21 protein-coding genes are annotated in these 24,553 nt (G+C 70.4%); 12 read left to right on the top strand and 9 right to left on the bottom strand.

Features of this window, described 5'->3' with window-relative positions:
• Window positions 1–303 precede the first annotated feature (303 nt).
• Window positions 304–2,016, bottom strand: a complete 1,713-nt coding sequence (locus OHT01_RS35140; protein WP_328557142.1) for an MFS transporter — start codon at window positions 2,014–2,016, stop codon at window positions 304–306.
• A gap of 272 nt (window positions 2,017–2,288) precedes the next feature.
• Here OHT01_RS35140 and OHT01_RS35145 point away from each other — a divergent pair, with 272 nt between their 5' ends.
• Window positions 2,289–3,062, top strand: coding sequence for a TetR/AcrR family transcriptional regulator (locus tag OHT01_RS35145; protein WP_328557143.1), 774 nt, complete (start codon window positions 2,289–2,291; stop codon window positions 3,060–3,062).
• A 224-nt stretch (window positions 3,063–3,286) separates the two neighbouring features.
• On the opposite strand, the gene OHT01_RS35150 is transcribed toward OHT01_RS35145, so the two are convergent.
• A complete protein-coding gene (locus OHT01_RS35150; protein WP_328557144.1) occupies window positions 3,287–4,201 on the bottom strand; it encodes a TIGR03943 family putative permease subunit in 915 nt (304 codons plus the stop codon).
• Window positions 4,198–5,217, bottom strand: coding sequence for a permease (locus tag OHT01_RS35155; RefSeq protein ID WP_328557145.1), 1,020 nt, complete (start codon window positions 5,215–5,217; stop codon window positions 4,198–4,200). The genes OHT01_RS35150 and OHT01_RS35155 overlap by 4 nt, the downstream gene beginning before the upstream one ends.
• Before the next feature lie 426 nt (window positions 5,218–5,643).
• On the opposite strand from OHT01_RS35155, the gene OHT01_RS35160 reads away from it, so the two are divergent.
• Entirely contained in the window at window positions 5,644–8,613 is a 2,970-nt protein-coding gene (locus OHT01_RS35160; protein WP_443043485.1) for a carbohydrate binding domain-containing protein, read from the top strand.
• A 239-nt stretch (window positions 8,614–8,852) separates the two neighbouring features.
• Window positions 8,853–9,275: an SseB family protein gene (locus OHT01_RS35165; protein ID WP_328557146.1), complete on the top strand. Its 423-nt coding sequence runs from the start codon at window positions 8,853–8,855 to the stop codon at window positions 9,273–9,275.
• A 117-nt stretch (window positions 9,276–9,392) separates the two neighbouring features.
• Here the strand turns inward: OHT01_RS35165 and OHT01_RS35170 are convergent, their stop codons facing one another.
• The 6 genes from OHT01_RS35170 to OHT01_RS35195 form a co-directional block, all read right to left on the bottom strand.
• The gene (locus OHT01_RS35170) at window positions 9,393–9,785 is read right to left on the bottom strand and encodes a MarR family winged helix-turn-helix transcriptional regulator (RefSeq protein ID WP_328557147.1); all 393 of its coding nucleotides are present in this window, start codon (window positions 9,783–9,785) and stop codon (window positions 9,393–9,395) included.
• 84 nt (window positions 9,786–9,869) lie between these two features.
• A complete protein-coding gene (locus OHT01_RS35175) occupies window positions 9,870–10,220 on the bottom strand; it encodes a VOC family protein (RefSeq protein WP_328557148.1) in 351 nt (116 codons plus the stop codon).
• A gap of 135 nt (window positions 10,221–10,355) precedes the next feature.
• Window positions 10,356–11,387 carry a LacI family DNA-binding transcriptional regulator gene (locus OHT01_RS35180; protein WP_328557149.1) on the bottom strand — a complete coding sequence of 344 codons (1,032 nt, stop codon included), beginning with the start codon at window positions 11,385–11,387 and terminating at the stop codon, window positions 10,356–10,358.
• A complete protein-coding gene (locus OHT01_RS35185) occupies window positions 11,384–12,289 on the bottom strand; it encodes a carbohydrate ABC transporter permease (protein WP_328557150.1) in 906 nt (301 codons plus the stop codon). The genes OHT01_RS35180 and OHT01_RS35185 overlap by 4 nt, the downstream gene beginning before the upstream one ends.
• Window positions 12,286–13,209 carry a carbohydrate ABC transporter permease gene (locus OHT01_RS35190; protein ID WP_328557151.1) on the bottom strand — a complete coding sequence of 308 codons (924 nt, stop codon included), beginning with the start codon at window positions 13,207–13,209 and terminating at the stop codon, window positions 12,286–12,288. The genes OHT01_RS35185 and OHT01_RS35190 overlap by 4 nt, the downstream gene beginning before the upstream one ends.
• Window positions 13,206–14,528 carry an ABC transporter substrate-binding protein gene (locus OHT01_RS35195; RefSeq protein ID WP_328557152.1) on the bottom strand — a complete coding sequence of 441 codons (1,323 nt, stop codon included), beginning with the start codon at window positions 14,526–14,528 and terminating at the stop codon, window positions 13,206–13,208. The genes OHT01_RS35190 and OHT01_RS35195 overlap by 4 nt, the downstream gene beginning before the upstream one ends.
• A gap of 309 nt (window positions 14,529–14,837) precedes the next feature.
• Here OHT01_RS35195 and OHT01_RS35200 point away from each other — a divergent pair, with 309 nt between their 5' ends.
• The 9 genes from OHT01_RS35200 (at window position 14,838) to OHT01_RS35240 (ending at window position 24,338) form a co-directional block, all read left to right on the top strand.
• Window positions 14,838–16,859: a beta-galactosidase gene (locus tag OHT01_RS35200; RefSeq protein ID WP_328557153.1), complete on the top strand. Its 2,022-nt coding sequence runs from the start codon at window positions 14,838–14,840 to the stop codon at window positions 16,857–16,859.
• A gap of 917 nt (window positions 16,860–17,776) precedes the next feature.
• Complete coding sequence (locus tag OHT01_RS35205) at window positions 17,777–19,336, top strand: glycoside hydrolase family 53 protein (RefSeq protein ID WP_328558374.1); 1,560 nt, start codon at window positions 17,777–17,779, stop codon at window positions 19,334–19,336.
• Between the two features lie 145 nt (window positions 19,337–19,481).
• On the top strand, window positions 19,482–19,769 hold the full coding sequence (locus OHT01_RS35210) for an ArsR/SmtB family transcription factor (protein ID WP_328557154.1): 288 nt from the start codon (window positions 19,482–19,484) through the stop codon (window positions 19,767–19,769).
• 4 nt (window positions 19,770–19,773) lie between these two features.
• Window positions 19,774–20,757, top strand: a complete 984-nt coding sequence (locus OHT01_RS35215; RefSeq protein ID WP_328557155.1) for an SMP-30/gluconolactonase/LRE family protein — start codon at window positions 19,774–19,776, stop codon at window positions 20,755–20,757.
• Between the two features lie 203 nt (window positions 20,758–20,960).
• Window positions 20,961–21,437, top strand: a complete 477-nt coding sequence (gene crcB / locus OHT01_RS35220; RefSeq protein ID WP_328557156.1) for a fluoride efflux transporter CrcB — start codon at window positions 20,961–20,963, stop codon at window positions 21,435–21,437.
• Entirely contained in the window at window positions 21,434–21,847 is a 414-nt protein-coding gene (locus OHT01_RS35225; RefSeq protein WP_328557157.1) for a DUF190 domain-containing protein, read from the top strand. Before crcB (OHT01_RS35220) ends, OHT01_RS35225 begins: the two co-directional genes overlap by 4 nt.
• Entirely contained in the window at window positions 21,844–22,218 is a 375-nt protein-coding gene (crcB, locus tag OHT01_RS35230; protein ID WP_328557158.1) for a fluoride efflux transporter CrcB, read from the top strand. The genes OHT01_RS35225 and crcB (OHT01_RS35230) overlap by 4 nt, the downstream gene beginning before the upstream one ends.
• Before the next feature lie 83 nt (window positions 22,219–22,301).
• Window positions 22,302–23,138 (top strand): undecaprenyl-diphosphate phosphatase, encoded by an 837-nt coding sequence (locus OHT01_RS35235; RefSeq protein WP_328557159.1) that lies wholly within the window; start codon window positions 22,302–22,304, stop codon window positions 23,136–23,138.
• 249 nt (window positions 23,139–23,387) lie between these two features.
• A complete protein-coding gene (locus OHT01_RS35240; RefSeq protein ID WP_328557160.1) occupies window positions 23,388–24,338 on the top strand; it encodes a glutaminase in 951 nt (316 codons plus the stop codon).
• Window positions 24,339–24,553: the final 215 nt, after the last annotated feature.

Below are 24,553 nucleotides of genomic sequence, written 5' to 3' on the forward strand. Positions count from 1 at the left end.
GCGACGGCGCGTGCGTCGGGTCGCGGACGGCCTGTTCGACGGCCGGCGTCCCTCCCCGCGCCCTGGCGTGCGTGCGCGATCCTGCATCGCGTGCACGAGCCGGCCTGGAGGCACGGTACGCGCTTCGGGCCGCCCGGCCCTGCCCGGGGGTGCCGGCCCGCAGGGGGACAGGGGACGGCCGGGCACCTCGTCGGAGGTGCTCGGCCGTCCCCTGTCCCGGACTCGCTTCGGACGCCGGTGCCGTTGTCGCGGCCCGCCCGTCGACGCCGACGGCGGGGCCGGTCGCGGTGGCGGCGTCGCGGCTCAGTGCCCGGCGGATTCCTCGGGGCGCGCGTGGCGCGGCAGCAGGAACGCGAGCAGGAAGGTCAGGGCGAGCATGCCGTCCACGATCCAGAGCAACGTCTGCATGACGGAGCCGAAGCCGCTCCTGAAGGCCGACTGAGCGGTCGCCTGCAGCGCGGCGGGTATCCGGGCGGCGGCCTGCGGAGAGGTCACGGCGGAGCGGGTGTCCTTCTCCAGGCGTGCGCAGGACGCCGGGGTCGCGGCCGGATCCTTGGCGACGGCGCGGTCCGAGGTGCAGGTACGCAGGTCCGCCACGATGCGCTCCTGGGCCGCGGGCGCGACGTGCGCGGCGGCCAGTTGGCCCCGCAGGCCGTCCGAGCGGTGGTCGACGGCGGTGGCGATCCCGCCGCCCAGCAGGCCGAAGAACACGGTGCCGAGGATCGCCACACCGAAGGCGCCGCCGAGTTGCTGCACCGCGGTCATCGTGCCGGAGGCCGAACCGGTCTCGTGCTGTTCGACGCTGGCGAGCACGATGTCGAAGAACGGCGCCATGAGCAGTCCCATGCCGATACCCGTGACGAGCAGCGACGGCAGGAGCTGCCAGGGGCCGACACCGGATCCCACCTGGTCGAGGGTCAGCCACACGCCGAACACGCCGAGCGCCATGACCACTGCGCCCGCCTGCAGCACGGCACGTCCGAACCGGACGACCCCCTGGGCGACCCCGAAGCCGACGATCATGCCGCCCGACCAGGGCACCATCACCAGTCCCGCCTTGAGCGGCGAGTAGCCGAGGCCGATCTGGGTGTAGAGGTTGAAGACCAGCATGAAGCCCTGCATGGTCGAGAAGAAGACCAGTCCGAGGATCATGCCGCCGCTGAAGCCGCGCTTGCGGAAGAGGCTGGGAACGACGAGCGGGTCCTGGCCCGTCCTGCTGCGGTGCGCCTCGTACCGTCCGAAGACGACGAGGACGAGGACCGAGGCGCCCATCATCACGAACGTCCACACGGGCCAGTCGTACTCACGGCCCTGTACCAGCGGGAAGATGATGAGCAGCGCGCCCAGGGAGACCAGGAGCATGCCGGGGATGTCGAGGCGCGGCTTGCTGTCGGACCGGCCCTTGGGCAGGTAGCGCACGGCGCCGAGGAACGCCGCGGCGCCCAGCGGCAGGTTGATCAGGAAGATCATGCGCCAGCCGGTGCCGAAGTAGTCGGCGTCCACGAGCCAGCCCGCGAGGATCGGGCCGCACACCGCGGACAGACCCATGACCGGGCCGAACATGCCGAAGGCCTTCTGCGACTCCTTCGGCGGGAACATCTCCTTGATCATGCCCAGGCCCTGTGGCAGCATCACCGCGCCGAACAGTCCCTGGACGACGCGCGCGGCGATCAGCATCTCGGGGGACCCGGATATCGCGCACAGCAGCGAACCCAGGGTGAAGCCCGCGGCTCCCACCAGGAACATCCTGCGGCGCCCGTGAATGTCCCCGAGCCGTCCTCCGGTGACGAGCCCGACGGCCATCGAGAGGGTGTAGGCGGCGGCGAGCCACTGCAGGGTGGAGGCGCCGCCGCCCAGGTCGGCCCGCATGGAGGGGCCGGCGATGTTCGTGACGACGGCGTCGAGGAGGTCCATCACCTCGGCCGCGAGAATCACGAACAGCGCAGCCCAACGCCACCGGTAGGGCGCTGGTGAGTCGATGGGCGTCTCGGTGGACGCGACACCGGTGCTGGACATCGGAACTCCTCGTGAGAGGCCGCGCCGGGTCACGACCCGCGGGCGCGGTGGGACGGATGAAGGTGACTGCCCGGCTTGCCGTGACGGAGGCGGGGACAGGGATCAGACGCTAAGAACGACGTTCACCCTAACAGAACAGTGTTCGCTGAGAGAACGACGTTCATTAAGATATAGCGCAACTCTGCGGCTCGGACAAGATATATCGCGTTCGGCTCGGGTGAACGCCGCTCTCCGCGAGAGAACACTGCTCTCCCGGCGCCTAGACTGTGGTCATGAGCGACGCGGCCGCCGGCACCCCCGCACAACCTCAGCCGTCCCCCTGGGAGCGCGAGCGATCCGTACGCGCCCGCGTCACGCCCACGCGCGCACCGCTGTCGCGGGAACGGATCGTCGAGGCCGCCTTCACGGTGCTGGACCGTTCAGGGCTCGACGGGCTGTCCATGCGCCAGGTGGCTGCCGAACTCGGTGTCACGGTCTCGGCCCTCTACGCCTACGTCAGCTCCAAGGACGACCTCCTGGAGCTGATGTACACCAAGCTCTTCGGCGGGTTCACGATGCCCGAACCCGACCCGGAGCGGTGGCTGGAGCAGGTCCGGGACTATGCCCGCTCCTGGCGGATGCGTCTGCTGGCCCATCGCGACATGGCCAGGATCTCCATGGCGCACGTTCCCTTCACCGCCGAACTGCTGCCGCACGTCGAGGCGCTGCTGGCCGTCTTCCGCACGGCCGGACTGCCCGACCGTATCGCGGCGGAGGCCGGTGACCTCATCTCCACCTACATCGACGGATTCGTCCTGGAGGAGGGCATGTGGCAGGACCGGGCCGCCCGGCGTACCGGTGAGGGGTCCTCCTTGGCCCGCCCCGACTGGCGCGAGATGGCCGACGAGATGCAGAACTACTTCGCGTCCCTGCCCCCCGCAGACTTCCCCCATCTGCGGGCCCTGGCCGGAGTGATGGTGACGGACTCCTCCGACGAGAGGTTCGACATCGGAGTGGAGATCATCCTGCGCGGCCTGGCGAGCTATCTGCCGGACCCCGCGGCCTGAGCGGCCACCGGGAATTCCCCGGCTCCGGGCACCGGCCCGGCTCCAGGCGGCCACCGATCGGCGGCGCCTGCCCGTTCAGGACACCTCCTGGGCACCGGCCGACGACCGGCGCCCCTCGGCAGCCCGAACCCCGCACCCCATGTCCCGTGTCCCGCATGCCGGTCCGGTGACCGCGGCCCGCGGCCACGGCGGGTCGCCGCAGACCGGGGCCGACGGTCACGGCCTCAGTTGTTCCAGCTCTCGTCGTACGGATCGTGCGGCGTGGGGACCGGCTTCGCCACGCTCACGTCGAGGAACGGGATGATGCCGCCGTTGACCTGGTCCTTCGTGCGCTTGCCGGTGTAGGTGCCGGTGACTTCGAGCCAGGTGTCGGGCTGGAGTACGGGCGGGATCCGCCCGGACAGGCCGATCTTGACCGGCTGGGCGTCGGCGGCGCAGCAGTTGAGGGCCATGCGGACGAGATAGGGCGTACCGGCGTGGTCGAGTGCGACGAAGCCGATGATCTTGACGTGGCGGCCGCCGAGGGAGTGGCCGTGGTCGTACGCCGCCCGGCTCGCGTAGTCGACCAGGCCGAGTGTCACCGGGTCACCGGCGGGCAGTTTGGCGTAACCGAAGGGTGCCTGCAGGGCCGTACCGGTGCGCATCGCGCTGTAGGAGCCGAGCGCGGGCGGTGCGACCAGGATGAGCGCGAGCAGCGGGAGCACGAGGAGCCACGAGATGCGCGGTTCACGATGTCCGTGTCCGTCTCCGTGTCCATGGCTGTCCGTGTCGGCGTCCGCGTGCCCGTCCCCGTGCCGGGATGCGAGATCGTCCCCCTGCCGGTCCGCGAGCTCGTGTTCGTCAGTGCGGTCGTGTGTGCCGGTGTCGGTGCCGGTGTCCGCGTGTGCGGCACGGATCTCCGGCTCAGGCGCCGGAGACCCGTCACGCCGGTCGCCGGGGTGGTCGGCGGAGGCCTTGCGGTGCTCGCGTATCTCGTACCAGACCGTGGCGAGGGCCGTGGCGATCAGCACCACACCGGCCGCGAGCAGAAGGGGCCGCAACCCGGCCTTGACGTAGCGCAGATAGAGGTCCGTGACGCTCGCGTGCAGCACCGCCGCGCCGACGAGGAAGAGCACGGCCGCCTGGGCCTGCCGGTTCACAGCAGCACCGCCCCGATGAGAACGGACATGAGGATCGCGAGGACGAAGGTGGTGGGCGCGAAGCGCGCGGCGAAGCCGCGGCCGAACGTGCCGACCTGCATGGCGAACAGCTTCAGGTCGATCATCGGTCCGACGACGAGGAACGCCAGCCGGGCGGTGAGCGAGAACTGGGTCAGCGAGGCGACCACGAACGCGTCGGCCTCCGAACAGATCGACAGCAGCACGGCCAGGATCGCGAGGGCGAGGATCGACACCACCGGGTTCCCGGCCGCGGCGTGCAGCCAGCTCGCCGGGACGACCGACTTGAGCGTGGCGGCGGCCATCGCGCCGAGCACGAGGAACCCGCCCGCGTGCATCACGTCGTGCCGCACCGACCCCCAGAACGCCGCCCCCTTGCCGAGGCCCTCGTGCGCGGGGCGGGCCGGCGGGCGCAGCCAGTCCGTACGGCCGAGGCGCTGCCACAACCAGCCCATCACGCAGGCCACGAGGAGACTGGCCACGAAGCGGGCGAGAACCATCTCCGGATTGCGGGGGAAGGCGACGGCGGTCGCGGTCAGCACGATCGGGTTGATCGCCGGGGCGGACAGCAGGAACGCCAGGGCCGCCGCGGGCGTCACGCCGCGGCGCACCAGCGCCCCGGCGACCGGCACCGAGGCGCATTCGCAGCCGGGCAGGATCGCCCCGGCCATGCCGGCGACCGGCACCGCGAGAGCGGGCCGCTTCGGCAGCGCGCGGGCGAAGAACGTCGGCGGGACGAACACCGCGATGACCGCGGACAGCAGCACGCCGAGCACCAGGAAGGGCAGGGCCTGGACCACCACCGCGACGAACACGGTCATCCAGCTCTGCATCACCGGTGCGGACAACGCCCCGCGGATCGGCCCCTGCGAGGCGATGACCAGCAGCAGGAGCATGGTCAGGGCGAGCGGCGAGTTGAAGTTCCAGCCCTGCCGGTCCTGGCGGTCGTCCTCGTCCGGCCGGTGGACCGGCGGCGGGGCTTCCTTGGTGATGGTCACGCTCGAGGTACCTCCGGTCGGGGAAGGGCGCGGCTGCCGATGCCCTTCCGCCTTGAATACGCCGGTTCGGCCGCGGCTTCTCACCGGGCGTCGGCGGGATTGCCTGCGCGCGGGGGAATCTTGACCTTCGCGGGACCGGGGGAGCGCCGGCGGGCGCGCCTCGGCCGTCGTGAGCGCCCGGTCCATCCTGCACCGGGCGCATCCGGAGGCGACAGGCAGGTCCCCGCACGGAGTGTCCGGCTTCGGGCGCCCGGGGGCGAAGGCCGCCGCTCGTGGTCCGTCGGCCCCTCGCGTACCGGTCGTTGTGACAACTCTTTACGCCGCTGTCATGTCCCTGTAGCTTCCGGGCCGCAAGTGCTTTCAGGAACTTGCCGGTTGTTCTTGCAAGGCAACTCCCCCTCCCCGGAACCGCATTGGAGACGCCCCATGAGACGCAGACCCCAACGGCCGCCGCTACGCCTGCTGGTGGCGCTCCTGGCGGTGACCGGGCTGTTCGGACTGACCCCGCCGGACAGGGGCTCCGTCCCCATGGAGAACGCGTCCGCCACGTCCGCCACGGCGACCGTCTTCTACTACACGAAGACCAAGAACTGGCCCACCACATACCTGCACTACGCCCCGGACGGCGGCGCCTGGACCACCGTGCCGGGGGTGAAGATGGAGGCGGCCTGCACGGACTGGGTGAAGGAGACCGTCGACCTCGGCTCGGCCGCCGGACTGCAGGCCACCTTCAACAACGGAAGCGGCACCTGGGACAACAACGGCGGCAACAACTACGCGCTGGGCACCGGAACCATCACCGTCAAGGACGGCGTGATCGCCCACAGCGACCCGTGCGCCGACACGGGTACGGGAAGCGGCAACCAGGCCACCGTCTACTACTCCACCGCCACGTCCGGCTGGACCACGGCCAACATCCACTACGCGCCCACCGGCGGCTCCTGGACGACGGTCCCCGGCGTCGGCATGGAGACCGCCTGCACCGGCTGGTGGAAGAAGACCCTCGACATCGGTACGGCGACCTCGCTCAAGGCGGCCTTCAACAACGGCAACGGCGTCTGGGACAACAACAACAGCGGCAACTACACGATCCCGTCCGGCACCACGACCGTGAAGGACCGGACCGTCACCGCCGACGCCAAGGACCCGTGCGCCGCGGAGGTGCCCGACACCCAGGCACCGACCACGCCCACCGGCGTCACGGCGACCGCGACCAACACCTCGGTGGTGGTGAGCTGGAGTCCGTCGACCGACGACACCGCAGTGACGAAGTATCAGCTCACGCGCACCGGTGGCACGTCGGGGACCGTCGTCACGGACATCGGCTCGACCGTGTACTCCGACACGGGACTTGAGGAGAACACCACCTACACCTACACGGTGAAGGCCGTCGACGCGGCCGGGAACACCTCGGCCGCCTCCGCCGCGGCCCCCGTCACGACAGGGGAGAAGGCTCCGGCGCCGGCCTCGGGGACGCCGCTCGGCACCGACCCCCGCAAGGACCCGATCTACTTCGTCCTCACCGCCCGCTTCTACGACGGCGACAGCTCCAACAACCGCGGCGGCAGCCAGGACGTCAAGTCGGGCAACGCTGCCAACAACGACCCCATGTTCCGCGGCGACTTCAAGGGTCTCGTCGACAAACTCGACTACATCAAGGCGCTCGGATTCTCCGCCGTCTGGATCACCCCGGTCGTCCTCAACCGCTCGGACTACGACTACCACGGCTATCACGGCTACGACTTCTACAAGGTCGACCCCCGCCTGGAGTCGGCCGGCGCCTCCTACCAGGACCTGATCAACGCGGCCCACGCCAAGGGCATGAAGATCTACCAGGACGTGGTCTACAACCACAGCTCCCGCTGGGGCGCGAAGGGCCTGTTCACCCCGACCGTATACGGCGTGCGCGACTCCGAGTGGAGCTGGTACTACGACGAGAAGAACGACGGCTTCGAGTACGACGGCCTGACCGTCGAGCCCAAGTCGGGGAAGTCGTACTACAACGGCGACCTCTGGTCGACCGCCGAGCCCTCCGGCAACACGTGCCTCAACTGGGGCAAGCCCACCGGCGGCAAGAGCGCCGAAGGCTACACCCTGTACAACTGCCAGTGGCCAAGCCCCACTTCGGGCATGTTCCCGAAGGCGTACTACCACCAGTGCTGGATCGGCAACTGGGAGGGTGAGGACTCCCGTTCGTGCTGGCTGCACGAGGACCTGGCCGACTTCAACACCGAGAACGCCACCGTCCAGAACTACCTGATCGGCGCGTACGACAAGTACATCGACATGGGTGTCGACGGATTCCGTCTGGACACCGCCGTCCACATCCCGCGCGTCACCTGGAACCGCCGGTTCCTGCCCGCCATCTACGACCGCGTCACCCAGCGGTTCGGCACGGACGCCGCGAAGAACTTCTTCGTCTTCGGCGAGGTGGGCGCCTTCGTCAACGACAAGTGGAACCGCGGCTCGGTGAACCACTCGGCGCAGTTCTACACGTGGAAGGAACGCAAGGACTACAGCGCGGACGACGAGACGGCCGCGATCGAGCAGTACAACTACGAGGAGCAGCTCGGCACCGGCAACCAGCCCACATCCACCAACGCGTTCCTGAGCGGGAACAGCTATCACACCCCTGATCGCAGCCAGTTCTCCGGCATGAACATCATCGACATGCGCATGCACATGAACTTCGGTGACGCGCAGAACGCCTACAACAACGGCAAGGACTCCGACGACTCCGTCAACGACGCCACGTACAACGTCGTCTACGTCGACAGCCACGACTACGGCCCGAACAAGTCGAGCACCCGCTACAGCGGCGGCACCGACGCCTGGGCCGAGAACATGTCCCTGATGTGGACCTTCCGCGGCATCCCCACGCTGTACTACGGATCGGAGATCGAGTTCCAGGCGGGCAAGCAGATCGACTGCGGGCCGACCTGCCCGCTGGCCACCACCGGGCGCGCGTACTACGGCGACCATCTCGCGGGCAGTGTCACGGCCTCCGACTTCGGCAAGGTCGACTCCGCGAGCGGTGAGGTCGCCACGACCCTCGCGCAGCCGCTGGTCAAGCACCTTCAGCGGCTCAACCTGATCCGCCGGGCGATCCCGGCCCTGCAGTCGGGCCAGTACTCGACGGACGGCATCACCGGTTCGATGGCCTTCAAGCGCCGCTACACCAGTGGCTCGACCGACAGCTTCGCCCTCGTCACGGTCACCGGCGACGCGACGTTCACCGGCATCCCGAACGGCACCTACACGGACGCCGTCACCGGTGACGTGAAGACCGTCTCCGGCGGGGCGCTGTCGGTGGCCGCGCCGGGGAAGGGAAACCTGCGGGTCTACGTGCTGAACGGCCCCGGCAGGATCGGCACCGACGGGCCCTACCTCAAGTAGACCCGCGACCGTCCGCGCCACCGGCACTCGGGTGACGGGGGCGGCGGTCACGGTGGTCGCGCGGGCGTGCCCGGCCCGAGCTGGACACTGTGATCGCCGCCCCCCGTATCCGGGTAGCCGGGTGCTCGGGAGACGGCCGGGATGAATGGCGTCGTGAGCGTTGGGTACGTGACGGTCGATACGCCCGGGAGCGGGACCGGCCCGGGTGACCGCCCGCTCGTACTACCCCGGGATCTGCCATGGACACGCCCCTGAACAACCACCACCCCACCGCACCCGCGGCGACACCCGCCCAGGAGGCTCTGGACACCCTCGTCGCCAACACCGAGGACCCGGCGGCGCTGGACACGCTGGCCGGCAGCGATGTGCTGGTGCCCGTGCCGGACGACGCCACCGACGCGGACGTCGCCGATCCGCACGCCGTCGCGCTGCCCGTCCTGGACCAGCCCGACGGTGGACAGGTCGTTCCGGTCTTCACCTCGGAGCTGGAGTTGGCCGAGCTCCTGCCGTCCGTCTCCCGCTACCGGCTCGTGCCGCTCGGCGCACTCGCCTCGCAGTGGCCCTCGGGCGATCTCGCCCTCACCATCGACGCCGCCTCGCCGCACGTGCTGACCCTCACCTCCGAGGGCGTCCGCACACTGCTGGTGCGACCGGGGGGCTGACCGCCGCGTACCGCCCCGGGGCCGTCCGCCGGGCGGAGTGCGGGTGAAGGACGCCCGTACGCAGGTGAACGCAGGCCCCGCGCTCGCCCCGGACCGGCGGGTGAGGACCGCGGAGGGTCAGCCGTGCAGCATGCGGGCGAGCACGGACCGCTGCAGGGGGAGCACCTCGGCGTGCAGGTCCCGGCCCTTCGCGGTGAGGGCGACCCATACTCCGCGCCGGTCCTCCTGGCAGACGGTGCGTTCCACCAGGCCGTCCTTCTCCAGCCGGCCGATGAGCCGGGACAGCGCGCTCTGGCTCAGATGGACCCGGCCCGCGATGTTCTGCACCCGGCACTGCTCGCCGGACGCCGTGGCGGTGTCCGAGGCGAGGATGTCCAGGACCTCGAAGTCACTGGCTCCCAGGCCGTGCGGATGCAGCACGCGATCGATCTCGCACATCGTGCGCGCGTGCACCGAGAGGATGTCCCGCCACTGGTCCTCCAGCCGGGCATCGGACGTCTGCGTTGCCATAACTGAACGGTAACAGAGATCCGGTCAATAGTTGCCTGTGCAACTACTGCGTCTGCATCCACTCGGTGCCCGCACGCCTGCCCGTCAGGCGGCGGGGTCCTGGATCAGCCCGATCTGGTTGCCGTCCGCGTCCTTCACCGACGCGATCAGCCTGCCGTTGCCCACGTCCTGGACCTCCTGAAGGGTCTCGGCGCCGGCGCCGAGCAGGGCCGCCAGACTCTCCTGGATGTCGTCGACGTGCCAGAACGGGACCGGTCCCGCCAGCCCCTTGGAGTGGCCGTTCGGGTCGAGGCCGATGTCCTGGCCCGCGTCCTTGAACCCGACGTAGTACGGCTCGTCCGCGTAGGGCTCCACCCCCAGCAGCGCGGTGAACAGGGCCTTCGCCTTCGCGATGTCCTTGACGGGGTAGATGATGGTCTTGACTCCGGCGGTCATCCCGAATCCTCCGTGATGCGTGGCGGCCGTGTCGGCCGGCGGTCGTGCCGCCGGCGTTCCGACGGTTCTCTCACGCTAAGCCGGGGGACGCGGGTATCGCTTCTCGAATCCTGACCGGTATGCCCCGCCCGGTCCTCAGGTGGACTCGCGGCGCACCAGCTCCGTCGGCAGGATCACCGCGGCGGGGTCCTCGCCGCCGATCTGCGCGAGGAGGACCCGGACCATCTCGGAGCTGATGCGGTCCCACGGCTGGCGGATGGTGGTGAGCGCCGGGGTGGCGGCCGTGGCGGCGGGGGAGTCGTCGAATCCGCCGACCGACACGTCCTCCGGGACCCGGCGGCCGGCCTTGCGCAGCGCGGCGAGCACGCCCTGGGCCATCAGGTCGGAGGCGACGAACACCGCGTCCATGTCCGGGGCGCGGCCGAGGAGTTGCTCGGCGCCCGCCTCACCGCTCGCCCGGCTGTAGTCGCCGGAGGCGACGAGCCGGTCGTCGGCCTCGACGCCGGCCTCGGCGAGTACCTCGCGGTAGCCCGCGAGGCGCTCGACACCGCCGGGGGTGTCCAGCGGGCCGGTGACCATGCCGATCCGGCGCCGCCCGAGCGAGAGCAGATGCGTGACCATGTCCCGGGCGCCGTCCCGGTCGTCGGCGGCCACGTAACTCACCTTGGACCCGAGACCGATGGGCTTGCCGCACGCGACGAGCGGCACACCCGCCTCGCGCAGTTCCTCGGCGACCGGATCGCCGGAGTGGCTGGAGACCAGCAGCACCCCGTCCACATGGCCCGCCGTGATGTACCGGGTGATGCGCCGCCGCTCGTCCTGGGTGCCGGCGAGCATCAGCAGGAGCGGGACGTCGTGCGCGGCGAGCGCCTGGGTGCAGCCGCGCAGCAGGACGTTGAAGTTCGGGTCCTCGAAGAACCGCTCCTGCGGCTCGGTCAGCAGGAAGCCGACCGAGTCGGACCGTCCGGTGATCAGCGAACGGGCGTGCCGGTTCACCACGTAGCCCGTCCTGCGGATGGCGGCGTTGACCGCCTCCGCCGCCGTGGGGCTCACATAGTGACCGCCGTTGAGTACGCGTGACACGGTGCCTCGTGAGACACCGGCCTCGCGCGCGACGTCGTGGATCGTCGGCGGCTTGCGCCGGCCCCCCGTGTTGCTCATGGTCATGACTTTACGGCTCCGGACAGCAGGTCGAGGCTCCAGAAGCGCTGGATGACCAGGAACAGCGCGACCAGCGGAATGATCGCGAGCAGGGCGCCGGTGATCACCAGGGTGTACAGGGCCGGAGTGTTGGAGCCCTGTTCGAGGAGGGTGAACAGGCCGAGCGTGATCGGGAACTTCTCGTCGTCGCTGAGCATGATGTAGGGGAGCAGGAAGTTGTTCCACACGGCCACGAACTGGAACAGGAAGACCGTCACCAGACCGGGCACCATCATGGGCAGCGCGACCCGGGTGAAGATCCGCCACTCGCCGGCACCGTCCATCCGCCCGGCCTCGACCACGTCACCGGGGACGGCCGCCGCGGCGTAGATCCGGGCGAGGTAAACCCCGTACGGGGAGAGGATGAGCGGCAGCAGCACGGACGCGTACGAATCCGTCAGGTCCGCCTTGGCCAGGAGCAGGTACTGCGGGATCGCGAGGATCACCGGCGGCATCAGCACGCCCGCCAGCAGGACGTTGAAGATGGTCTCGCGGCCCCGGAAGCGGTAGATCGCGAGGGCGTAGCCACTGAGCGCCGAGACGGCCGTCGACAGCAGCGCGCCGAGACCGGCGTAGAGCGCGGAGTTGCCCATCCACTTCCAGTAGATGCCGTCGCGGTAGGCGCTGAGATCCTTGATGTTCTGGGTGAACCCGGTGCCCGGCAGGAAGGTGAACGTCGAGAACAGCTCGCGGCCCGACTTGGTGGCCGCGATCACCACCCAGGCGACGGGCAGCAGACAGTAGAGCGCGCCGAGCAGCAGTGTGAGGGTCGGGACCAGGGCGATCCGGCCGCGCAGGGGCGGTCCCTGCGCGGTGCCGGGCGTCGTGCCCGCGGCCGGCGCCGCCTTGCGGACGGCAAGAGAACTCATCGTGCTTCCTCCTGCTTGGTACGGGAGTTCGCGGCGCGCAGGAAGCCGAAGGACAGCACCAGCGTGGCCGCGGCGATGATCACGGCCTCGGCGGCGGCCGCGTAGATGTCACCGGTGTTGAACGCGTCCCGGTAGACCTTCATCAGCGGACTCCAGGTCGTGGAGACGGAGTTGGTGAGGGGTTTGAGGGTGGTCGGCTCGCTGAACACCTGGAGCGTGGCGATGATCGAGAAGAAGAAGGTGAGCACCAGCGAGGGTGCCACCATCGGGATCTTGATCCGCAGGGCGGTCTGCAGCGGGGTGGCGCCGTCCAGCCTCGCCGCCTCGCGCACCTCGGCGGGGATGGCCTGGAGCGAGGTGTAGATGACGATCATGTTGAAGCCGGTGCCGCCCCAGACCGCGATGTTCGACAGCGCGATGAACAGCGGGCCACCGTCCAGCAGGTTCGGCTGCGGCAGGCCCAGCTTGGCGAGTACGAAGTAGAAGGGGCTCACGTCCGGGAGGTACAGGAAGCCCCACAGGAGGGCCGCCACGACGCCCGGGATGGCGTACGGCAGGAAGATGGCGAGCCGGGTGAACGGCGCGAGGCGCACCTTCTCCGAGTCGAGCATCAGCGCGAAGACCAGCGCGAGGCCGAGCATCACCGGCACCACGATGAGGCCGTAGCCCGCCACGCGCAGGGCGCCGGCGACCAGTTCGCTGTCGGTCAGCGCGTCGGTGTAGTTCCTGAGGCCCGCCCAGACCTCGCTGCGGGCGCCGGCGCCCAGGCCGAGGCCCTTGACCTGGACCTTGTGCAGGCTCAGCCAGATCGCGTAGCCGATGGGCAGCGCGAAGAAGAGGACGAAGAGGATCGTCGCGGGGAGGAGAAAACCGTACGGGGCCCCCTTGACCCCGTACGGCTTCCGGCGTGCGGTTGTCACTGAGCGACCCCGAAGCCCTGCTTCTTGAGGTCGGCGACTGTGGCGTTCTGCATGGTCGTCAGGGCGGCGCCGAAGTCCGACTTGTTCTTCGCCGCGGCGCCGAAGGCGTCGTTGAAGGTCGTGTAGGCGACGTTCACGTTCGGGCCCCACGCGGAGGGGGCGGTGGTCTTGGCGATCTCCGAGGCCTTGGTGTAGAAGTCCGGCTGGTTGGAGAAGAAGGCCGGCGGCTGCGCGAACGCGTCACTGGTCTGCGCGCTCGTGGCGGCCGGGTAGATGCCGCTCTCCTTGGCCAGCGCGGCCACCGCCTGCGGGTCCGTGTTCAGCCAGGCGGCGAACTTCGCGGCGGCCGCCTTGTGCGGGGAGTCCGTGGTGACGGCCGTCGAGGAGCCGCCCCAGCTACCGGTGACGTTCTCGCCGGCCGACCACTGCGGCAGCGGGGCCATCGCCCACTTGCCCTTGGTCTGCGGGGCGGCCGTGGTCAGCGTGCCGGGCGCCCACACCGCGCTGACCCAGGCGATCTCCTTGCCGGTGTTCAGGGCCTTGTTCCAGGCCGGCTGGTACATCGGCTGGTTGTCGATCGCGCCCTCCTTGACGAGACCGCCCCAGAAGTCGGCGACCTTCTGGGTGGCCGTGTCGTCGATGGCGACCTTCCACTTGTTCCCGGAGGAGGTCCACCACTTGGCGCCCGCCTGCTGGGCCAGACCGGCGAAGAGGCCGGAGTCGTTGGCGGAGAAGGTGGTCAGGGCCTTGTCCGGCGCCTTCTTCTTCAGCGCGCGGGCGGTCTGGGCGAACTGCTCCCAGGTCGTCGGGACCGTCAGGCCGTACTTCTTGAACAGGTCCGCGCGGTAGTAGAACATCATCGGGCCGATGTCCTGCGGGATCGCGTAGACCGCGTCCGTGCCCAGCGTCGTCTGCTGCCAGACGCCGTCGGCGAACTTGGTCCTGGCCTCCTTCGACTCGGCGGCTATGTCGGCGACGGCGTTGTTGCTGACCAGCGTCGGCAGCGCCTGGTACTCGGCCTGGACCAGGTCCGGTGCCTTGTTCGCCTTGTGCGCGGTGAGGATCTTGGTGATGAGCGTGTCGCCCGAGGCCTGCTTCTTCACCTCGACGGTGATCTGCTGCTTCTTCCCCGGGCCCTTGTTCCAGAGGTCGACGACCTTGTCCATGCCCGGCGCCCAGGTCCAGAACGTCAGTGTCGCGGGTCCGGACTGGGATTCGCTCTTGCCGTCGTCGGACGAGCCGCAGGCTGCGAGCGAGGTGGCGCCGAGGACTACGGCGATGGTGCTGGCCACGAGGCGGTTGTGCTTCGTGATGGGCATGGAACGTTCTCCCCTGACCTGGGCCTCCGCCTGCTGCGGAGGCCTGCCCTGTTCTTGCGCGGTTCGCCTGGGGACGCGTCTGCCGGTACCGGTCCAGCGACCGTGATCCGAGCCCTCGGGGCCTTCACACAGTCGCCTCCCGACACCGGAGCGCCTCCTTCGGCACACTCGCGGTGCTTCTGTGAGCGTTCACAGTAGAGAAACATCCCGGACACTTGTCAATGGTTGTTGCTGTGCGGTTATGTTGGGCTCACGCCGCTGGCGCTGTGTGTGCACGTTCCCAAATGATCGATTACACGGGAGAGATCCATGCCGGAGACCAACCCCAAGGGCCTGACCGGGCTCGCCTTCGGTGGTGACTACAACCCCGAGCAGTGGCCGGAGAGCGTCTGGCCCGAGGACGTCCGGCTGATGCGCGAGGCGGGCGTCACCATGGTGAGCGTCGGGATCTTCTCCTGGGCGCTCCTCGAACCGGTTCCGGGCCGCTACGAGTTCGGCTGGCTCGACCGCGTGCTCGACCTGCTGCACGAGCACGGCATCCGCGCGGACCTGGGCACCCCGACCGTCGCACCGCCCGCCTGGTTCTACCGCGAACACCCCGAGGCGCTCCCCGTGGCCGCCGACGGCGCCCGCTACGCCTTCGGCTCACGCGGCGCCATCTGCCACAGCAACACCGACTACCGCACCGCCGCCGCCTCCATCACGACCGAGCTGGCGAACCGGTACGCCGACCACCCCGCGCTCGCGCTGTGGCACGTCCACAACGAGTACGGCGTCCCCGTCTCGGCCTGCTACTGCGACTCCTGCGCCGCGCACTTCCGCACCTGGCTGATCGGCACCTACGGCACGATCGGCGAACTCAACGAGGCCTGGGGGACCGCCTTCTGGGGCCAGCGCTACGACGGCTTCGACCAGATCGACCCGCCGCGCGCGACTCCGACCGTCGGCAATCCGGCCCAGGCGCTGGACTACAAGCGGTTCGCCGACGCGACGATGCGCGAGAACTTCGTGGCCGAGCGGGACATCCTCCACCGCCTCGCGCCCGGCATCCCGGTCACCACCAACTTCATGACCGCCCTCAGCCAGTGCGACTCGGTCGACTACTGGGCATGGGGACGCGAGGTCGACCTGGTGACCAACGACCACTACCTCATGACCGACGGCCGCCGCACGCACGTGAACCTCGCGATGGCCGCCGACCTCACCCGCTCGGTCGCGGGAGGCGCGCCCTGGCTGCTCCTCGAACACTCCACCTCGGGCGTCAACTGGCAGCCCCGCAACCCCGCCAAGGCGCCCGGACAGATGGCCCGCAACTCCCTCGCCCACGTGGCGCGTGGCTCCGAGGGAGCCATGTTCTTCCAGTGGCGGCAGTCCCGGCGCGGGGCCGAGAAGTTCCACTCCTCGATGCTGCCGCACGCCGGCACCGACTCTCGCGTGTGGCGTGAGGTCGTCGAACTCGGCGCGTCCGTGGACTCGTTGGCCTCGATCAAGGGAACCCGCACGGTCGCCGACGTGGCCGTGCTGTGGGACTGGCAGTCGTGGTGGGCGCAGAACCTGCAGTGGCGCCCCAGTGAGGACCACGAGGCGCGCGAGCGCGCCGACGCCTTCTACGAAGCCCTCTACGACCGCCACCTCACGGTCGACTTCGCTCACCCGGAAGCCGACTTGTCGGCCTATCCCCTTGTCGTCGTACCAGCCCTGTACCTCATGACCGAGGCCGCGGGGAACAACCTCAGGGAGTACGTCGACAAGGGCGGCACCCTGCTCGTCTCGTACTTCTCCGGCATCGTCGACGAGCACGACGCCGTGCACGAGGGCCCCCACCCCGGCGCCCTCAGGGACGTACTCGGCCTGACCGTCGAGGAGTTCTCCCCGCTGCTCCAGGGCGAATCGGTCCGGATCACGGGACCCGACGGCTCCGAACTCACCGGCGACGTGTGGACCGAGTTCGTGGTGCCGCGCGGGGCCGAGACCGTCTGGACGTACGCCGACGGGCTCACCGCCGGCCACCCGGCGGTCACCCGGCACCGGAGCGGAACCGGCTCCGCCTGGTACGTGTCGACGCGCCTCGCGGCCGAGGGTCTTGACGCCCTGATCGGCTGGGTGGCCGACGACGCGCGCATCTCGCCGCGCGCCGATCTGCCCCGCGATGTCGAAGTGGTCCGCCGTACCGGCGAGTCGGGCACCTATGTCTTCGCCGTCAACCACACCTCGTCGGACGCCAAGGTGCCGCTGGACGCGCACGGCACCGAGCTTCTGACGGGCGAACGAGCCGCGGGGCGCCTCGCGGTCCCGGCCGGCGCCGTACGCGTCGTACGCCTCGACGGCTGACCCCGCACGCGGGCCGCGGGCTCCCGGCCCGCGCGACCGTCGGCCAACCGGCCAACCGGCCAACCGGCCAACCGGCCAACCGGCCAACCGGCCAACCGGCCAACCGGCCAACCGGCCTGTAGGACAGGGGACTTACCCGAATTCCGACCTTGCCGGGTAAGGCCTCGGACCGGCCCGTGGAGCCCGTGGATCGGTGTCGGACCGGTCTGGGGACTGGCCTCGGACCGGCCCTGGATCGGTCCGCGGACTTGCCTGCGGATCGGCCTCGTACCGGCCTGCGGATCGCGGCCCTGGACCGGTCCAGGGGCTGACCTGCGGATCGGTCTGCGGATCGGCTTCGGATCGGGCCGGAACCGGGACCAGACCCGGACCTGGACCCGGACCCCCGGACCTGGACCCCCGGACCTGGACCGGACCCGGACCCCCGGACCTGGACCCGGACCCCCGGACCTGGACCTGGACCTGGACCCGGACCTGGACCCGGACCAGACCCCGACCGGGTCCGGACCCGGTCCGGGCGGGCCCCTCGCCGGGGTTCCGCCCGGGTGAGCACCACTTGCCGTCGGGTTCGCCGACCTGGCGGCCGCACCAAGCGCTGTCCGGGCCGTGACCCGGTGGCGGTGTCGAGAGCCGTCCGGGCCTCGACCCGGGGACGGCGGCTGCCGTGCCGGGAACGCGGCCGGCGCAAACGCACCCACCCCCACCGGGGCGCGACCCGGTGGCGGGCCCCACCGTGCCGGAATCCCGGTCCGGCGCAGCGCAGCGCACCGCTCCAACAGCCGTCCGGGTCAAGGGACTCGACGGCGAGCCGAACTCCCCTCCGCCCGTGTGAGCCGTGAAGCCGCGGGCGGAGGGGGTCGCCCCCGGATCCACCGGGGGCACTTCTCCCCACCACGTCGAAGGGACGACGGACGATGATGTTCCATCCCAGACGCACACTCAGGGCCCTGCTGCTACCGCTTGCGGCCGGGCTCGCCCTCACCGCCCTCCCCGCGCAGACCGCGCAGGCGGCGAGCACCCTGACCAACGCCGGGTTCGAGGCCGACGGGACCGGCGCCGCCGTGCCCAGCGGCTGGTCGGAGTCCGGCGACACCGGCGCCTCGTACGTCGAGGCCGGTGGCCACGGCGGGAGTTACCGTCTCAGCCACTACTCCGCCTCGGCCTACAAGGTGGAGACGTACCAGACCCTCACCGGGCTGACCAACGGGAACTACGAACTCACCGCGTGGGTACGCTCGGGCGGCGGACAGAACTCCGCCTACCTGAACCTGAAGAACTGCGGCGGCACCGCGCAACGCACCGATCTGCCGGTCTCCACGAGCGGGTGGATCCACCTGGTCGTGCCCGTCGCCGTGACGAACAACCAGTGCACGATCAGTATCTACTCCGACGCCAACGCCGGAAACTGGATCAACGTCGACGACCTGGCGTTCACCTCCGGAACCACCGGACTGTCCGTCAAGGGCTCCGACATCTCCTCCCTCGCCAAGAGCGAGGCCTACGGCGGGGTCTACAAGACCAGTTCCGGCACGACGGGTGACGCGCTCGCCATCCTCAAGTCCGCCGGGATGAACTACGCCCGCCTCAAGGTCTGGGTGAACCCGGCCGACGGCTACAACAACAAGGCCCGCGTCCTCGCGATGGCCAAGCGCATCAAGGCGCAGGGCATGAAGCTCCTGATCGACTTCCACTACTCGGACACCTGGGCCGACCCGGGTACCCAGACCAAGCCGGCCGCGTGGGTCGGACACACGTACAGCCAGCTCAAGACGGACGTCTACAACCACACGTACGACGTTCTCAACGGCCTGAAGGCGCAGGGCACCACGGCCGACATGGTGCAGATCGGCAACGAGATCAACGGCGGCATGCTCTGGTCCGAGGGCTCCACGGACAACTTCGCCCAGCTCGCCGGACTGCTCAACTCCGGCTACTCCGCCGCCAAGGCGGTGAGTTCCTCCACGGTCGTGGCCCTGCACCTCGCCAAGGGCGGCGACCTCACCGGCACCCGCTGGTGGTTCGACACCGCCCTCGCCAACGGCGTGAAGTTCGACGCCATCGGCCTTTCCTACTACGGCTATTGGCACGGCTCGCTCTACGACTTCCAGACCACCCTGGACGACGCGGCCGCCCGCTACGGCAAGCCGGTCTTCGTCGCCGAGACGGCCTACCCCTTCCGTCTGGACAGCGACGACGCGCTCACCAACCAGATCGACACGACCGCCGAACTGGTCTCCGGCTACGCGGCCACGACCACCGGGCAGTCCAACTGGCTGCGGGACGTCATGAACATCGTGGAGGCCGTACCGAACGGCCGGGGTCTCGGCGTCTTCTACTGGGAGGCGACCTGGACGGCGGTCACCGGCAACGGCTGGGACCCGACCGACGCGACCTCCGGCAACGGATGGGAGAACCAGGCCCTGTTCGGCTTCGACGACAAGGCGCTTCCGGCCATGTCCCAGTTCAGTCACCGCTGAGCCCGGGAGGGGCCCGGCCGCCGGTGCGGCCGGGCCCCGTACTCTTTCGGAGCGGTCCGGGTCCGGCCAGGGTCGTGGAAGGCCGTGCGTGCCGCCGCGGGCTGCGGGACAGTAGCGGGAGACCGCCGCGACGGAGGGGGACGAGATGCTGAAGGGGCCCGTCAACGGGCAACGGCGGGACATCCTGGAGTGGTTGCGGGACCCCGAGGCGCACTTCCCGCCGCAGCGCCGCGGCGACCTCGTCGACGACGGCGTCAGCCCGGAGGCCCTCGCCGTCAAACTCGGGGTGAACCGGGCCGTGGCACGCACCCATCTCGACCTCCTCACCGGAGTCGGTCTGCTGCGCGCCAAGAAGGTCGGACGGCGGACCTACTACCGGCGCGACGAGTACCGCATCGCCGAGGTCAGCCATTTCTTCGAGAAGGGCTGGTAGGCGCGTGGAACAGCGGTCGACAACGGCGGCCGGGCGCGCCGCCCTCGTACCCCGGCGCCTGGTGCCGCTCGGCGGCCGCGGTCCCGAGGACGTGGTAGCCGACTCCCGGGGCGGGGTGCTGACCGGTCTGGAGGACGGCCGGATCGTCCGCGTCGACGGGCTCGGCGATCCCGACAGAACCGACGTCCGGGTCGTCGCCGAGACGGGCGGCAGGCCCCTGGGGCTCGAACTCCTGCCGGACAACGCTCTGTTGGTGTGCGACGCCGAGCGCGGACTGCTGCGGATCGGGCTCGACGACGGGGTCGTCCGGGTCCTCGCCGACCGGGTCGCCGGTGCGCCGCTCCGCTTCTGCAGCAATGTGGTCGCGCTCTCGGACGGAACGGTGTACTTCACCGTCTCCAGCCGGAGTCACCCGCTCAAGCAGTGGATCGGCGATCTCGTCGAACACACCGGGTCCGGCTGTCTGCTGCGCCTCGCCCCGGGGGAGACCGAGCCCGAAGTGATCCTGGAGGGGCTGCAGTTCGCCAACGGACTCGCCTGCTCGGCCGACGAGTCCTTCCTCGTCCTCGCGGAGACCGGTGCGTGGCGGCTCGTCCGCTACTGGCTCACCGGGCCGCGGGCGGGCCGAGCCGAGACCTTCGTCGACGACCTCCCGGGCCAGCCGGACAACCTCTGGCGCGCCCCGGACGGTCCGATCTGGGTGGCCCTGGCGGGACCCCGCGTGGCCGCCCTGGAACTCCTGCACCGCCGGGGCCCGGCGGTCCGGCGTGCCGCGGCCCGGGTCGCCGTGCGCGCGCCCTTCCGCCCGCCGGGCACCACGGGCGTTCTCGCGGTGGACGACGCGGGCGGTGTCGTGCATCACCTGGAGAGCCGCCGGGCGCGGTACCGCATGGTGACCAGCGCCTGCGAGTCGGAGGGCCGGCTGATCCTCGGCAGCATCTGGGAGCGGGGCCTCGCGGTCTGTGACCTGCCCGGCGTCCCCGGCTGACCGGCCGGGCGCGGCCCGTCCGAGGGACGGGCCGGGTGTGCGCGTCCCTCGGCCCCGGCGTTACCCTGTTCACCGGCCGCGATCTTGTGTCGTGGCGCGGCGGTGGGGCTCGCCGTACCCGAACCGCGGCACGGATGCCGCCAACGGTCCCTGCTTGCGATGCCGTGTGCCCGCACCGGCCCGGCGAGTAGGAGCCCCAGCACATGACAGTCCCGCATCCCGAACGCGTCGGTGAGTCCGGCGCCCCCGTACGCGCGCCCGCGCGCGGGGCGTCCCCCTGGCACGGCCAGGGCCCGGTCGTCGCGGTGGTCGCCCTCGGCGGCGCCGTCGGCGCCACGGCCCGGTACGGCGCGGCGCGGTTGTGGCCCACCCCGGCCGACGCCTTCCCCTGGACGACCTTCGCGGTCAATGTCGTGGGCTGTGCCGTGATCGGCGTCTTCATGGTGCTGATCACCGACGCGTGGCGGGCGCACCGCCTCGTACGCCCCTTCTTCGGCACCGGGGTCCTCGGCGGCTTCACCACCTTCTCGACGTACGCCGTCGACATCCGGAAGCTGATCGGCGCGGGCCACGCGGGCATCGGGCTCGGCTATCTCGCCGCGACCCTGTGCGCGGCGCTCGCGGCGGTGTGGCTCGGAGTCGCGGCGACCCGCCGCGCCCTGGCATGGAGGCGGCGATGACAAGACTGACGGGCAGTGCGCTGCGGGTGACGGTCTTCATCGGGGAGAACGACACCTGGCACCACAAGCCGCTCTACGCGGAGATCGTGCACCGTGCCCACGCGGCGGGCCTCGCGGGCGCCAGCGTCTTCCGGGGCATCGAGGGATTCGGCGCCTCCTCGCTCATCCACACCTCGCGGCTGCTCTCGCTCAGCGAGGACCTTCCGGTGGCCGTGATCGTCGTGGACACCGAGGAGCGTGTACGGGCCTTCCTGCCGCAGCTCGACGAACTCGTCACCGAGGGTCTCGTGATCCTCGACGACTGCGAGGTCATCCGCTACGCGGGCCGGGGCGCCGCCCCCACGGACACCTCCGGCGCCCCCCGCGCCTCCGGCGACGACCGACCGGGGGCGGGTGAGAAGTCGTTGTGAACTGGCTGCTGGTGATCCTCGGCGCGGCGGTCGGAGCGCCCCTGCGGTATCTGACCGACCGGGCGGTACAGCTCAAGCACGATACGGTCTTCCCCTGGGGCACCCTCGTCGTGAACGTGACAGGGTGCCTGGTTCTCGGTGCGCTGACCGGAGCGGCCTCGGCCGGTCAGGTGCCAGGACACCTGCAACTGCTGCTCGGGACCGGCCTGTGCGGGGCGCTGACCACGTACTCGACGTTCTCGTACGAGACCCTGCGGCTGACCGAGACCGGTGCGGGGTTCTACGCTGCCGCCAACGTGATCGTGAGCGTGACGGCGGGCCTCGGCGCGGCGTTCGCCGGAGTCTCGTTTGCGCAAGCTTTGTGGACGTAGCTGACGGGCGTCCGCGCGCATAGGTAACACTGTCTCCTGCACTGTCTACAGCACTGTCGACCAACTCCTCAGAACTGGATCCCATGAGCGTCATCAACGTCGGTCAGGCCGTCGTCCTCGGAGTCGTCGAGGGGGTGACCGAATTCCTTCCCGTGTCCTCGACCGGTCACCTCAAGATCACCGAGGGACTGATGAACATCCCCGTCGACGACGACGCCGTCGTCGGCTTCTCCGCGGTCATCCAGGTCGGCGCGATCGCCGCCGTGCTCGTGTACTTCTTCAAGGACATCGTGCGGATCGTCTCCGCCTGGGGACGCGGGCTGCGCAACAAGGACGAGCGGCACAACCACGACTACAAGTTCGCCTGGTGGGTCATCTACGCGACGATCCCGATCGTGGCCGTGGGTCTCGCGGCCAAGCCGCTCATCGAGGGTCCGCTGGCCTCCCTGTGGGTGGTCGCCGGCTCGCTGATCGCGGGCAGTGCCGTGATGTGGGCGGCCGACCAGATGGGCCGCCACAAGCGCGGTGAGGACGACGTCTCCTTCAAGGACGCGATGCTGGTCGGCAGCTCCCAGATCCTCGCCCTGCTCTTCCCCGGCTTCTCGCGCTCCGGCGCCACCATGTCGACGGGCCTCATCCTCGACCTGGACCGCGTCGCCGCCACCCGGCTCTCCTTCTTCCTCGGCATCCCGGCCCTCACCGGCGCGGGCCTGTACGAGCTCAAGGACGCCCTGGGCACCGGAGTGGGCGCCGCCCCGCTCATCGTCGGCACCGTCGTGTCGTTCGTCGTCGCCTACGCCTCGATCGCCTGGCTGCTGAAGTTCGTCGCCAAGCACTCGTTCAACGCCTTCGTGATCTACCGCATCGTCATCGGCGTGCTGCTCTTCGGGCTGCTGGGCGCGGGCATCATCGACAGCTGACACCCACCCGGGCGCCGGCGCGAGCCGGTCTCGGGGCATGAACGATTCGCCCACAGGGGGCGCGAAGCCGGATTCCAGGCTTCGCGCCCCCTGTGCCGTTCGCCACGCCCCGCTCGGCGTCCCCTGCGGCGACCCGGTGGCGCCCACGGCGCGGACATCCACGGCCGCGGCAAGGGCCGGACACAGGGCGCGGGCCCCGACGGAGGGCCCGTCACAACCGATGGGCCGCCCGGCCGGGCGGGCGGCACAATGGCGATCATGCCCGCGAATCCGTCGTACCCGTCCTCCCTGACCTTCCAGCCGGTCCTGGAGCGCATCGCCACCGAGATCGCGCAGACACCGGGACGCGGGCGGCCCGCCGACTACATCCCGGCGCTGGCGGCCTGCGACCCACGCCGCTTCGGCATGGCCGTGGCGGAGCTCGACGGCACGGTGTACGGCGTCGGGGACTGGCAGCAGCCGTTCTCCACGCAGTCCATCACGAAGGTCTTCACGCTCGCCCTCGACCTGGCCCGCGAGGGCGACGCGCTGTGGGAGCACGTCGGGCGGGAGCCCTCGGGCAACCCCTTCAACTCCCTGGTCCAGTTGGAGTACGAGAACGGCATCCCGCGCAACCCGTTCATCAACGCGGGAGCCCTCGTCGTCACCGACCGGCTGCAGACCCGGACCGGGGACGCGGCCGGCACCCTGCTGGAGTTCCTGCGGGCCGAGAGCGGAAACGAGCGGCTCACCTTCGACAAGGACATCGCCGCCTCCGAGACCGCGAACGGCGACCGCAACGCGGCACTCGGCCACTTCATGGCGTCGTACGGCAACATCGACAACCCGGTGCCGGTGCTGCTCGACCAGTACTTCCTGCAGTGCTCCATCGCCGCGTCATGCGCCGACCTCGCCCTCGCCACCGGATTCCTGGCCCGGCACGGCATCCGCGCCGACGGCGGCCGGCTGCTCACCCAGAGCCAGGCCAAACAGGTCAACGCGATCATGCTGACGTGCGGGACCTACGACGCCGCGGGCGACTTCGCCTACCGGGTCGGGCTGCCGGGCAAGAGCGGGGTCGGCGGCGGCATCATCGCCGTGGTCCCCGGCCGCTGCACCCTGTGCGTCTGGAGCCCGGGTCTCGACGAGCGGGGCAACTCGGTGGCGGGCGTGGCCGCCCTGGACCGCTTCACGACCCTGACCGGGCTGTCGGTCTTCTAGCCCGGCCCGGCGACCGCCTCGGCGTCCGCGGGCCCCGGCGTCCGCCCCGGCGTCCGCGGGCCCCGCGACCGCCCCGATGTCCGCGGGCCCCGCGACCGCCCCGGTGCCGGCGGGCGACACGACCGCTCCGGCGTCCGCCGATTCCGGGAGCACCACACGGAGGTCACGCGCCGGACCCCGCCAGGAGAGCGCCGCGTCGCCTCTCGGCCACTCGG

Source organism: Streptomyces sp. NBC_00358 (genome assembly GCF_036099295.1).
Taxonomy (GTDB): Bacteria; Actinomycetota; Actinomycetes; order Streptomycetales; family Streptomycetaceae; genus Streptomyces.